Origin of the sequence: Phytohabitans maris (assembly GCF_031085175.1) — a bacterium.
Taxonomy (GTDB): Bacteria; Actinomycetota; Actinomycetes; order Mycobacteriales; family Micromonosporaceae; genus Phytohabitans; species Phytohabitans maris.
On the sequence record NZ_JAVHUY010000042.1, the window covers coordinates 47,362 to 59,448 of the forward strand.

Here is a 12,087-nt window from a genome sequence, read left to right on the forward strand (position 1 = left end):
GGGCGGGGCCCCCGTCGTCTGTGGACCGCGGCCAGTGAGGCCGCGGGAACGCACCCAAGAAGACGCTCCGCTGCGCTCCACGTTTCCCCGGGGCCCCCGCGCAACGGTCCGGACCACCGCGGACGTCGCGGTAGCCCAAGTCTTTCTTGTGCCTCTAGTCCGCTTGCTTCTGATTCGCTCGGAGGGTGAGCAGCGTGATCTCGCTGCGGGCGAATATCCGCAGCGGCGGGCCCCAGAAGCCGGCGCCGTTGCTCGTGTACAGCTGGGTGCGCGCGCCGTGCCGGGAGAGCCCGCCGACGGTCGGCTGGTCGAGCCGCACCAGGTAGTGGAACGGCCAGATCTGCCCGCCGTGCGTGTGCCCGGACAGCTGCAGGTCGACGCCGTGCGCGACGGCCGCGGCGACCTGCTTCGGCTGGTGGGCCAGGAGCAGCACGGGCAGCCGCGGGTCGGCCCCGGCGAGCGCGGCCGCGTGGTCCGCGCGGTGCCCGGCCAGCCCGGAACCGGCCGCGGTCCGGTCGTCGACCCCGGCCACCACGAGCCGGTCGCCGCCCCGCTCGACCACGAGGTGCCGGTTGTGCAGCGCCTCCCAGCCCAGCTCCCGCATGTGACCGAGCCACGCCTCGGCCTCGCCGAAGTACTCGTGGTTGCCGGTCACGTACGCCCGGGCCAGCCGCGCCCGCACCGCGCCGAGCGGCGCCGCCTGCTCCCGCCGCTGGTCGACACCGCCGTCCGCGATGTCGCCGGTGTGGCAGACCACGTCGGCGTCCAGCCCGTTGACGACCTCGGTCACCCGGTGCGACCAGCGCGCCCGGTCGATCGGCCCGTAGTGGGTGTCGGTGAGCAGCACGACCCGCAGCCCGTCCAGCCCGGCGCCGAGCCGGGGGATCGCGACCTCGACCCGCTTGACCCGCGGCACCCGCATCGCCTCGACGTAACCCCAGGCCACGAGCACGGCCGAGACGCCGAGGACCGCGCCGGTCACCGCCCGCGACCGCGCCGGGTCCGCGACACCGGCGGCCGCGAGGGCGAGGCGCAGCACGTTGCCGGCGACGGCCCAGACGAAGAGCACCCAGACGACTCCGAGCAGCGTGTCGCCCGCCACGGCCGCCGCGTCGAGGCGGCGCGGTCCGTGGCCGAGGACCATGAGCGCCGGGAACGCCAGCAGCGCCACCGCGAACAGCGTCGTGCCGGCCACGGCGACCCCGGTCGGCCAGGCCGCGCCCGAGGCGACGAGGGTCCACCAGGGGACGCCGAAGAGCAGGAGCAGGATCGCGGTCAGGATCGCCCCGAACCGGAGGGCACGCGCCCACCGCCGGGCAGGTGCCGCCTCCACCGCCTCACTGACCGCCACGCGTGTACTCCTCGGTCGCCGGTCGTCCGTCGTCAGTGCAGCATGACACCGGTACGGCGGCCCCGACCAACGCCGCGACGGCGGTGGCTCTCAGCCCAGACTCAGGAAGTGGCAGACCGCGGCGTCGTGGATCGGCGTGACCGCGCGTGCCGCTCCTCACGGTGACCGCGCTCACGGTCGCCGTGGTGCTGCGGTGGCGGTGGCCGTGGTGGCGGTGGCCGTGCGGTACGCCGTGCCCTTGCTCCAGCGCGACCCGGACGGCGCGGCGACCGGCTCGGCCTCGCCGCCGCGGTGGCCTGCGTGCTCGGCCGGACCGCGGTCGGCGACCCGCACGGGGGTGCCGCTACGGGCGGTGCCGTCCGAACACCAGGCAGAACGGGTGGCCCACCGGGTCCGCGAAGACGCGGTAGCGGCCCTCCAACTCGCCCGGCAGCCGCTTCGCGCCGAGGGCCAGCACCGCCCGCTCCGCCGCGTCCACGTCGTCGACGCGGATGTCCAGGTGCAGCTGCTGCGGCCGCCGCGGATCGCCCCAGACCGGCGCGGTCCAATGCGGGACACGTTGAAACGCCAGCTGGCGGGCACCCGGTTCGGCGCCGATGACGACCCAGTCGTCGCTCTCCTCGTTGACGCGCATGCCCAGGACCGCGGCGTAGAAGGCGGCGAGCGCGCGGGGATCTGGACAGTCGAGCACCGTCTTCTCCAAACGACCGATCACCACCCGATACTGGCACTCCTCCATCCCGCACCGCCTCGCCCAGCGGGTGCCGCATCGCATGGGGGCGACGCGTCGCTGGCCTGCTCGGCCACCTGCCAACCCACTGGCTATCCACATCGGACAGCGACCCGAGCAAGGAACGCACGCGCATGCCGGCGCGGCTCCACCCTGCGGAATTGGCCCGCGAACCCGGTGTCGAACTCGGCCAGCCACTCCTGAACGGCTAGTCTCTGCCGGGCGGCTTCCGCGTGATCTCGGCGGCGCCGGCTATGTCGAGGACACGGCGTGGCCCGCCTGCTCCGACCTGCGCGACGTGGCCGCCGACCCGAACGCACCCGCCGTGGTCGCCGGGTTGTCTCCACAAGCCCATCGATGGCGCCCCGGCGCCCACCGCGCCTGGCGCCACGCCGACCAGTCCGACCGGCCCGCGGCATCGTCGGCGACCATCTACCCAAACGAATCCCCGGGCTGTCGCACGAGGAGTCGGTCACCATGACATTGGAAGAGTCCGAAGCTCATCAAGCGGTCGAGCACCAAGACCTGCCCCGGCCGCGTGACCTCCTCGACGCCGGCCACGACGTCGAAGACGACTGCGGCGACGGGTGGACCCTGCTGCGCCATGCCATCGACGTAGAGCACGAGGGGCACGTCCAGACCGGCGAACCGCTACACGCCGACGTCACGGCGTTCCTGCTCGCTCGGGGCGCCGACCCGATGCGCCGCTGCAACGGCGTGCCGGTCGTAGAGGAAGCCGCGATGCGCGGGCACTGGCTCGCCGTGGACCGGATGCGGACGGACGCGACTACCGCCTTCGCCCCGTCCGCACGTGACATCGACAATCCATTCACCAAAGCAAGACCGCAAACCCACGCCTCGCCCCGCCAATGGCCTGGTCTGTCACGTCCGGTGGTGGTAGAGGTTGCGGCGGGGACGTTGTCGCTGGTCGACGTAGGAGGGTGGGATGAACTCGGGCCGTGCGTCAGTGGCGAGTTGGACGGTCCAGTGTCCACGGTGGACGACACGGTGGTGGTAGCCGCAGAGTAGGACGCTGTTGTCCAGGGTGGTGGGTCCGCCGTCGACCCAGGGGCGGATGTGGTGTGCGTGGCACCAGCGGGGTGGTCGGTCACAGCCGGGGAAGGCGCAGCCGCGGTCGCGTAGTTCCAGCGCGCGGCGTAGTGGTCCGGTGATCAGCCGGCGGGTGCGGCCCAGGTCGAGGATTTGCCCGTCGCCGCCGAGCACGGCGGGGAGGATGTGGGCGTCGCAGGCGAGCCGGCGGACCTGTTCGGGGCTGAGCTGTCCGCCGGTGTCCAGGGTGCCGACACCGAGTTGTTGGTGGAGTAGGTCGTAGGGGACGGTGACCACCACGTGCGGCCGCTGCCCGCCGTTGTCGGGCAACGAGTCGGTGCGGGTGGCCAGGTCGCAGACCTCGACCAGGGCGTCGGCGCGGCGTTGGGCGGGGGTGCGGGGCTCATGGTCGTGGCGGGGTGCGCACAACGGGTCCAGGGCGGCGTTGACGGTGGCGGCGGCGGTTTCGTCGAGCCAGCCGGTGAGTCGGACCCGACCGTCACCTTGGCGGGTCAGGTGCAGCGCGCGGGTTTGCTGGGCTCGGGCTTCCAGGCGTTGTAGGGCGGCGGCGTCTGCGGCGTCGGCTATTTCGGGTGCGACGTGGAAGAGGATCCGCTGCCCGGCTTTGCGCAGGATGGTGGGCTCGTAGCGGCTGGCCTGCCCGATCAGCACCGCCTCGGCCTCGTCGACCAACGGCGGGCCGAGGTCGGCGGGCAGATCCGCCAGCGCGGCGGCTACCACAGTGGCCTGCTCCACGTTGACCGCGGCGCAGGCGAGGGCGGTGTCGAGGGCGGGGCGTTGGTCGAGGGCGTGGGCCAGGTCGACGAGGCGTTTGGCGGCGTGGATGCTGATCCGCAGATGCTCACGCAGCCACTGGACGGTGCCCGACGCGTGCTGGGCGACGGGTAGGCCACGGCCGTCGATTTCCCGAACCAGATGCACCTGCACCGCGGCAACGGTCGCGGTGATTTGGTGGATGGTGTCCAGAGAATCGACTAGCGCGGTGTCGGAAAGCGGCCAGGTCGGCGCGTCGGCGCATTTACCGGCGAGCGTTTGAAGCTCTGCCAACACGTCGACCAACACTCATTGATTCTCCCTCACCCACACCCAAGACCACCAGTCATATTCGTCGATCAAGGGAAATTGGTTACGCCTTTCGCTCATAAAATGAATGGGGCCGAGTGTCACGTGTGGGATGAACGCCAACTATGCGCGGAAGCAGAAAAACAATACCAGGAGCTGTAAGCGGCCCGAGAAACAAGGAGCCATTTCCAACCTGATCTGGGGCGGTGATCAGGGTGGGTGGTGGTGGCGTGTCGATCGTCTACATGAGACGAGTCTCCCGGTAGGACTGCGGGTTGTCGAAGCCTGCATTTCCGCGTCCCAAGGAGCCTCGGTGACCTATCCTGGCACGCTGTCGTTGTCCCGCGCGCATCTGACCCACCTCGCGGACCTGATTCGTGGCCATCGGGTCCGGATCGGTAGCCGGTGGCGCGGGCTCACGCCGGGCCGGCAGGCGTTGCTGGTGCTGGCTCACCTGCGTAACGGCGACACGTACACCCGGCTCGCGGCCGGGTTCGAGGTCGGCCTGGCCACCGTGTACCGGTACGTGCGGGAGGCGACCGACCTACTCGCCGCGCGGGCACCGAGCTTGACGGCGGCGCTGTGGCGGCTGGCCGGCAACGGCCACCGCCTCGGCGTCCTGGACGGCACGGTGGTACGCATCGACCGACTGCGCGGTGATCTGGACCGGCTGTACTACTCCGGCAAGCACCATCATCACGGCGTCAACCTGCAAGGACTGGTCGATCCGCGCCGCGGGGGCCTGGTGTGGATCTCTGGCGGACTGCCTGGCTCCACCCGCGACCTGACCGCCGCCCGCACCCACGATGTGATCACCACCGCGCGATGGGCGGACGTGGAGCTGCTGGCTGACAAGGGCTACCAAGGTCCGCAGCTGCCCGAAACACGTCGGCACCCTCGCCAAGGCCGTCCTCACCCTCGAACTCGGACCCGACTCATGAGGTTGAAAAAGACTCAAGAAACCTGAGAAAATCAAGAACTGGATGGCGGAAGGCCGACACCGCCAAAGACATCAACACGTGCGGGCCAGCGGCGCGGGAGAGGCGCGAGGGCCGGGCGGCTCAGCGGAGCGTGATGACGTTGCCGGTGATGAGGCGGGCGGCGTCGGAGGCCAGGTACGCGACCACCTCGGCGACCTCCGCCGCCGTCGCCACGTGCAACAGGCGAGGGCTCGCCGCCACCACCTCGCGCACCGTGTCGGTGACCCAGCCGGTATCCGTGACCGGTGGATGGACCATGTTGGCGGTGATGCCCAGCGGCGCCAGCTCGACCGCCGCGGACATCGTGTAGTTGGTCTGGGCGGCCTTGGCCGCCCCGTACGAGACCTCCTCCGGAAAGCCCAGCTCGCCCCCGGAGGTCAGGCCCACGATGCGGCCCCACGTGGCGCCGCGGGCGGCGTGGCGGCGGGCCAGCTCGCCGATCAGCAGGGCCGGCGCCATCGCGTCCACCGCGAACTGCTGCGACCACGTCCGCTCGCTCACCGGCCGCAGCGCCCGTCCGTGGTGGTCGGTCTCGGCGGGCGTGAAGGTGTCCTGGACCCAGCCCGTGGCGTTGTTGACGAGGATGTCGACCGGGCCGAGCCGTTCCTCGGCGGTGTCGAAGAGGCGGGCGGGGGCCGTGGGGTCGGTGAGGTCGGCCGCGACGGCGACGGCGCGGCCGCCGGCGGCCTCGATGCCGGCGACGACGTGGTCGGCGCCGCGCAGGCGGCTGTCGCGGTAGGCCTGCGGGACCGCGGGGTCGTGGGCGTCGCGGACCGGCCAGTACGCGCACAGCACCGCCGCGCCGGCGGACGCCAGGGCGGTGGCGGTCGCCGCGCCGATACCGTGGTTCGCACCCGTGACGATGGCGACGTGTCCGCTCATAGCCGGGCAGTCTGGCGGCGGGCCGGCCGTCGCAGCAACGGAGTTTCCGCCGGCCAGCGCGGGATGGGCGGCCGGGTCCGCGCGCATCGACGGCGGTGCGGGTGCGGCGGCGGGATACATCACGCCGAGGGGGTCGGCGCGCGCCCAGCGGGAGTTGGTACTGTCGGTGCGAGCTGGCCGTCGCGGCGCTTGGCCCGGTCGCCGCACGGGCTGCGACCGACTACGAGGAGTTTCGATGCCGCTCACGCCGGCCGATGTGCACAACGTCGCCTTCAAAAAGCCACCGCTCGGCCAGCGGGGCTTCGACGAGGAAGAGGTCGACGCCTTCCTCGACGAGGTCGAGCAGGAGCTGATCCGCCTCATCGAGGAAAACAACGACCTGCGCGCCCAGCTGGAGCGCTCCGGTGGTGGCCGCCTCGACCCCGCGCCCGACCGCTGGCTCGACGCCGAGCTCGACGAGGTGCGCGTCCAGCTCGACCGCGCCCAGCGCGACCGGGCGGCCGCCGAGCAGGCCGCGCGGTCCACGCAGATGGAGCTGGAGCGGGCGCGTTCGCAGGGGGCGCCGATGGGTGGCGGCGGCGACAGCGACCAGCTCGCCCGCGTGCTGATGATGGCCCAGCGCACCGCCGACGACCACCTCGGCGACGCCCGCCGCGAGGCGGAGAGCGTGCTCTCCGACGCCCGCACCCGCGCGGCCGACGTCACCAGCGAGGCCCGCGCCGCAGCCGACGCCCTCGAGCGCGACGCGCGCCAGCGGCACCAGGAGGCGATGGGCGGCCTGGACGCCAAGCGCACCGCCACGTTGCGGCACATCGAGGAGCTGCAGCAGTTCGAGCGGCAGTACCGCGGCCGCCTCACCGCCTACATCGAGAGCCAGATGCGCGACCTCGGCGGCGGAGAGAAGGCGGCCCTCCCGGCCGCGGACGGCGCCCTCGACATCTAGCTACCGCGACGTCCGCGGCCCCACCCAGCCGCGGTTGATCAGGGAGTCCATGGAGTGGCGCGCCGGCGACACGCCCCACGAACTCCCTGATCAACGCGCGATGGGGTGTGTTCAGACGATGCCGCCGTTGGCGCGGAGGACCTGGCCGTTGACCCAGCGGGCGGCCGGGCCGGCCAGAAACGCGACGATCTCGGCGATGTCCTCGGGCGTACCGAGCCGTTGCAGCGGCGGGCGGGCGGCCAGGAGCGCGATGGTCTCCTCGTCCTTGCCGTCGAAGAACAGGTCGGTGGCGGTGGGTCCGGGCGCGACCGCGTTCACGGTGACGTCCCGGCCGCGCAGCTCGCGGGCGAGGATCAGCGTGATCGCCTCGACCGCCGCCTTGCTGGCCGTGTAGGCGCCGAGCCCTTCCGGGGCAAGCCCCACGTCCGAGGAGGAGAAGTTGACGATCGCGCCGCCGGGGCGTACCCGCCGCGCGGCCTGCTGGTTGACCACGAACGTGCCGCGGATGTTGACCCGGTGCAGTTCGTCCAGTTCGGACAGATCCAGCTCGGCGATCGACCCCGTACCGGTCCGGGCGGCCGCGTGCACCACCACGTCCACGCCGCCGAACTCCCGTTCCGCGCGGTCGAACAGAGCCGCCACGGCGGTCTCGTCGGCGACGTCGGCCCGTACCGCGATGGCCCTGCGGCCGGCCTCGACGATCTCCTTGACGGTCACCGCGGCCTGGTCCGCGTCGGTGGCGTAGCCCACGACGACGGCGAAGCCTTCGGCGGCGAGCCAGCGCACGACCTGCCGCCCGATGCCGCGGGAGCCGCCGGTGACGACGGCAACCCGCGGATCAGCAACGTTCATGCCCGTCCTCGCTTCGCCGCGGGCGGGCATGAGGCGCCAAGCGCGCTGTGCGCGATGATTCGCTCGCTCATGGCTAGCCTCCGATCAGGCGGAGCATCTGAGCCACCTGGTCGGCGCGGGACTCCTTGATCCGCTTGGCCAGGTCCTTCGTCTGCGGGTTCACCCCGTCGGCGGCGAGGTTGGTCAGCTCGACCGCGCTGTTCTGGTGGCCGGTCAGGAGGTTGAGGAAGGTGGCCTCGAAGTCCGCGTCGGAGGCGTTCCGGAGGGCCTCGATCTGCTCCGGGCCGGTGGCCGGAAGGCCGCCGTGGCTGGCGTGCGCGGACATGTCCTGGCTCGCCTCGGTGGCCTCCTTCCAACCGGTCAGCCACGACTGCATGATCTTGACTTCCTCCCGCTGGGTGGTGTCGATCGCGGCGGCGAGGAGGCGGACCTCCTCGCTCACCGTGCGGTCGGCGGCGAGGCCGGTCAGCTCCAGCCCCTGCCCGTCGTGGGCGACCATCATCTGCAGGAACATCACGTCCGCCGCGTTGTGCTCCGCGTCGGCGGCCGGGAGGGTGTCGGCCGCCTGAGCGGCGTCGGCCGGCGCGGCGGGCGGCGGCGACGGCTCCGTCGAGCAGCCGGTCGCGAGCAGGAGCGCGGTGGCGGCGGCGAAGAGGACGCGTCGCATCTCAGACCGGCAGCCAGAGGGCGAGCGTGAAGATCGACGGCTCCCAGCCGGAGAGCGAGGTGTGCGCCTGGCGGCAGCGGTACCGCTTGCCCTGGAACGTGACCTCGTCCCCGATCTTGTACGAGGTGCCGGTCGCCCAGGTACCGCCCGCGTTCCCGGCCGGCGGCGGGGTGGTCGCCGGGGGGCGGGTGGTCGGCGCCGTGGACGGGGGAGCGGTGGTGGCCGGGGGCGGGTCCTGCGGGGTACCGCCGCCGCCCACGTTGAGGTCGATGCAGCTGTAGAAGGCGTTCGCGGTGTCGCCGATGTTCCAGATGGCCAGCACCGTGCGGCGGCCGGGGAAGCGGGAGAGGTCGACCTGGTGCGACACGACCGCGTCCGGCTGCTGGTTGCCGCCGTCGACCACCGCCACGCGGGTGCCGCCGACGAAGTACTCCCAGTTCGCGGTGCGGTGGCGGGCGGTGAAGACCCACGTGAACGTCACCGACGAGCCGACCGCGCGGGCCGGCCAGTTGCGGCTTTCGTCGTTGAGCACGGCGAACTGGGACAGGCCGCCGTCGCAGCTGCGCAGCCCCTTCGGGCCCTCCACGCTCTGCGGCTCGAACTGGATCTGTCCACAGTCGGCGACGGCGCGTGACGCGCAGAGCGCCTGGCGGCTGGGTGGGGCGGAGACGTACCCGTGGGCGGAGGCGGCGGTACCGGTCGCGACCAGGCCCGCGGCGGCGGTGCCGGCGATTACCAGGGGATATACGAGAACCTTACGCATGCCCAGGGACGCTACGAACCGTGACCATAAACAGACCTTAAACGTCAAATAAATCCAGCCGTGGAGTCGAGCGTCAGGAGAGGTCCACAGGTCATGGGGGAGCGGTCGGGAGGAGCAGGGCGACCCGCGCGCCGCCGAGGCGGCCGCGGCCGATGTCCAGGCGGCCGCCCATCGAGTGGGCGATGCGTTGCGCGATGTCCAGGCCCAGGCCCGTGGAGCCGCTGCCGCTCACGCCGCGCCGCACCGCCGTGGCCGGATCGGGGATGCCGGGGCCGGCGTCGTCCACCACCAGCCCCTCGGGGGAGACGCCGACCAGGAACGCGGTCCCTTCCGGAGTGTGCGCGAACACGTTGCCCAGCAACGCGTCGATCGCCAGGATCAGCTCGCCGCGGGGGAGCGGCACCGGCACCGGATGGTCGCCACCGACCACTGTGGTCGGTCGTCCCTGGTCCTCGGCGAGTACCGACCAGAATGCCAGCCGGTCGGCCAGCACCTCGACCAGGTCGGTGGAGTGGCTGGCCCGGGTACCCGAGCTGAGCCGCGCGCCGGTGATGATGGCCTCCAGCTCGTCGTCGAGCAGGTCGAACGCCTGCGCCATCCGGTCCGCCACCGGCCCGCGCGGCAGCGCCTCGGCGTCCAGGCGGAGCGCGGTCAGCGGGGTACGCAGCCGGTGCGAGAGGTCGGCGGCGAGCTCGCGTTCGTTGTCGATGAGCTGGCGCATGTTGTCGGCCATCGTGTTGAACGAGCGGGCCGCGTCGGTCAGCTCCGGCGGCCCGGCCGGCTCCACCCGTACGCTGAGGTCGCCGCCGCCGAGCCGGCGCGCACCGGCCGCCAGCTCGCGGGTGGCCCGTACCAGGCGGGCGCCGAGCCGGTCGGCGACAAGCGTGGAGCCCGCCACCAGCACGACGGCGAGCCCGGCCAGCGCCAGCCAGGCTGGCCAGACGCCGCGCTGGATCTGCTCGTCGGGCACGAACACCTCGATCACCGCCGTCCTCCCTCCATCGAGGACACTCGGCTGGAGGTAGGCCAGGCCACCGTCGTACTCCACGATGGACGGCCGCCGGGAACGCGAGGCCGCGGCGACGTCGGAGGCCGCGGCGCGCGGCGATCCGATCGCACCGAGGTCCGGCAGGTGTACCGCGAGCCGCCCGTCGCTGCCCGCGGCGGTGCTCGCCACCGCCTGGTCGAGCAGGGCCGGATCGGTGTCGACGGCGAGCGCGACCACGATCGCGGTGGCCTGCTGCCGCGCGTCGCCGACCGCCCGGTCGTGCGCGATCTGCCGGGTCAGGATGGCGAGCGGCACCAGGAACGCCAGCGCCACCATCGACGTGATGGCCAGCGCGAGCCGGGTGAGGGTGAGCCTCATTCGGGCTCCACCAGCTTTACGCCGACGCCCCGCACCGTGTGCAGGTACCGGGGCCGGGCGGCCGTCTCGCCGAGCTTGCGGCGCAGCCACGAGATGTGTACGTCGATGGTCTGCTCCTCGCCGATCCGGTCCTGCTGCCACACCTGGCGCAGCAGCTCCCGCCGGCTGACCACCCGGCCGACCCGCCCGGCCAGGTACGCGAGCACGTCGAACTCCCGCCGGGTGAGCCGGATCGGCGCCCCGTCCAGCCGCACCTCCCGTCGCTGCGGGTCGATGACCAGCGAACCCACGGTGATGCTCGGCGTCTCCTCCGGCACCGGCCGCCCGCGCCGCTGCACCGCCGCGATCCGGGCCAGCAGGTGGCCGCTGGAGAACGGTTTGGTCACGTAGTCGTCGGCGCCCGCGTTGAGCAGGTTGATGATGTCCACCTCGGAGCGGCGGGCGGTGGCCACGATCACCGGTACGTCCGAGACGCTCCGCATCATCCGCAGCGCGTCGGCGCCGTCGATGTCCGGCAGCCCCAGGTCGAGGATCACCAGGTCGGGCCGGTCGTCGGCGACGATGCGCAGGGCGTCTACCGCCTGCGCCGCACCGCGTACGACGTGACCGGCGTCGACCAGCGCGCGGGTGAGCGCCGCCGAGACGATGCGGTCGTCTTCGACCAGCAGGATCATCGCCATGCGGTTCACCATATGGGCTCGGCGCGCTTCGCTCGCCGGCGGCGGGCGAGGCGCGCTGCTTACGGGCGGCGTCCCAGACGCGCCGCTCGCCGGCGACGGGCGCCAGGTGGCACCCCGCTGCTTACCGGCGGCGTCCGAGACGGGCCGCTCGCCGGCGGCGGGCGCCGGGTGGCACCGGGTCGGTGGTTCAATGGCCGGCATGCGGCTGCGCGGTTGGGTCCCGGTGCTCGGATGGTGCGCGGCCACCCTCGCCAGCATCGGGGTGGCGACGGTGGCGCTCCAGCCGGTGCTGCGCACGGCCACACCCGACCTGGCCTCGGCGCCGCTGGACCGCGCGGCCGCCGCCCCGCCCGCCGTCACGACGCCATCCGCGGTGTCCCCGCCGGCTTCGCCCTCGCCGTCCCCTTCGCCGTCACCCTCCAGGTCGCGGCCGTCGCCGTCCCCCACGCCCACCCCCGCGACGGTCGTCGACGGGTGGACGGTGACGACCGGTGACGACGGGCAGACGACGTACACGCGCTCGTTCCGCGTCGGCGGTGGCCAGGCGGTGATCCGCATGACGCCCGGCCGCGTCCAGCTGGTCACCGCCACGCCCAACCCCGGCTTCACGGTCGACACCGTGCAGAACGAGCCGGGCAACCTGGCGATCCAGTTCACCGAGCCCAACCACTACTTCGTCATCCACGCGGTCTGGCAGGGCAAACCGGTGGCCCAGGTCAGTGAGGTCGGTGGCTGAGCGG

At 72.6% G+C, this 12,087-nt stretch carries 12 protein-coding genes and 1 pseudogene; 3 read left to right on the forward strand and 10 right to left on the reverse strand.

Annotated elements, in window-relative coordinates:
- Positions 1 to 154 precede the first annotated feature (154 nt).
- From RB614_RS33580 to RB614_RS33595, 4 genes are all read right to left on the reverse strand, one after another.
- Positions 155 to 1,351, reverse strand: coding sequence for a metallophosphoesterase (locus tag RB614_RS33580; protein ID WP_308716726.1), 1,197 nt, complete (start codon positions 1,349 to 1,351; stop codon positions 155 to 157).
- Positions 1,352 to 1,522: 171 nt separating this feature from the next.
- Positions 1,523 to 1,684 carry a hypothetical protein gene (locus RB614_RS33585; protein WP_308716727.1) on the reverse strand — a complete coding sequence of 54 codons (162 nt, stop codon included), beginning with the start codon at positions 1,682 to 1,684 and terminating at the stop codon, positions 1,523 to 1,525.
- 10 nt (positions 1,685 to 1,694) lie between these two features.
- Positions 1,695 to 2,066 (reverse strand): VOC family protein, encoded by a 372-nt coding sequence (locus tag RB614_RS33590; protein WP_308716728.1) that lies wholly within the window; start codon positions 2,064 to 2,066, stop codon positions 1,695 to 1,697.
- Positions 2,067 to 2,963: 897 nt separating this feature from the next.
- Positions 2,964 to 4,214, reverse strand: a complete 1,251-nt coding sequence (locus RB614_RS33595; protein ID WP_308716729.1) for an HNH endonuclease signature motif containing protein — start codon at positions 4,212 to 4,214, stop codon at positions 2,964 to 2,966.
- 112 nt (positions 4,215 to 4,326) lie between these two features.
- Between RB614_RS33595 and RB614_RS33600 the strand changes: the two genes are divergently transcribed.
- Entirely contained in the window at positions 4,327 to 5,181 is an 855-nt protein-coding gene (locus tag RB614_RS33600; RefSeq protein WP_308716730.1) for a transposase family protein, read from the forward strand.
- A gap of 94 nt (positions 5,182 to 5,275) precedes the next feature.
- On the opposite strand, the gene RB614_RS33605 is transcribed toward RB614_RS33600, so the two are convergent.
- Positions 5,276 to 6,076 (reverse strand): SDR family oxidoreductase, encoded by an 801-nt coding sequence (locus tag RB614_RS33605; RefSeq protein ID WP_308716731.1) that lies wholly within the window; start codon positions 6,074 to 6,076, stop codon positions 5,276 to 5,278.
- 235 nt (positions 6,077 to 6,311) lie between these two features.
- Here RB614_RS33605 and RB614_RS33610 point away from each other — a divergent pair.
- A pseudogene (locus RB614_RS33610) lies at positions 6,312 to 7,004 on the forward strand (DivIVA domain-containing protein); the annotation flags it as partial.
- A 126-nt stretch (positions 7,005 to 7,130) separates the two neighbouring features.
- Here the strand turns inward: RB614_RS33610 and RB614_RS33615 are convergent.
- From RB614_RS33615 to RB614_RS33635, 5 genes are all read right to left on the reverse strand, one after another.
- Entirely contained in the window at positions 7,131 to 7,871 is a 741-nt protein-coding gene (locus RB614_RS33615) for an SDR family oxidoreductase (RefSeq protein ID WP_308716732.1), read from the reverse strand.
- Between the two features lie 73 nt (positions 7,872 to 7,944).
- On the reverse strand, positions 7,945 to 8,538 hold the full coding sequence (locus RB614_RS33620; protein WP_308716733.1) for a DUF305 domain-containing protein: 594 nt from the start codon (positions 8,536 to 8,538) through the stop codon (positions 7,945 to 7,947).
- Position 8,539: 1 nt separating this feature from the next.
- On the reverse strand, positions 8,540 to 9,301 hold the full coding sequence (locus RB614_RS33625) for a lytic polysaccharide monooxygenase (RefSeq protein ID WP_308716734.1): 762 nt from the start codon (positions 9,299 to 9,301) through the stop codon (positions 8,540 to 8,542).
- A 91-nt stretch (positions 9,302 to 9,392) separates the two neighbouring features.
- The gene (locus RB614_RS33630; protein ID WP_308716735.1) at positions 9,393 to 10,667 is read right to left on the reverse strand and encodes a sensor histidine kinase; all 1,275 of its coding nucleotides are present in this window, start codon (positions 10,665 to 10,667) and stop codon (positions 9,393 to 9,395) included.
- Positions 10,664 to 11,347: a response regulator transcription factor gene (locus RB614_RS33635; protein ID WP_308716736.1), complete on the reverse strand. Its 684-nt coding sequence runs from the start codon at positions 11,345 to 11,347 to the stop codon at positions 10,664 to 10,666. Before RB614_RS33635 ends, RB614_RS33630 begins: the two co-directional genes overlap by 4 nt.
- Before the next feature lie 199 nt (positions 11,348 to 11,546).
- On the opposite strand from RB614_RS33635, the gene RB614_RS33640 reads away from it, so the two are divergent.
- Positions 11,547 to 12,083, forward strand: coding sequence for a DNA mismatch repair protein MutL (locus tag RB614_RS33640; protein WP_308716737.1), 537 nt, complete (start codon positions 11,547 to 11,549; stop codon positions 12,081 to 12,083).
- Positions 12,084 to 12,087: the final 4 nt, after the last annotated feature.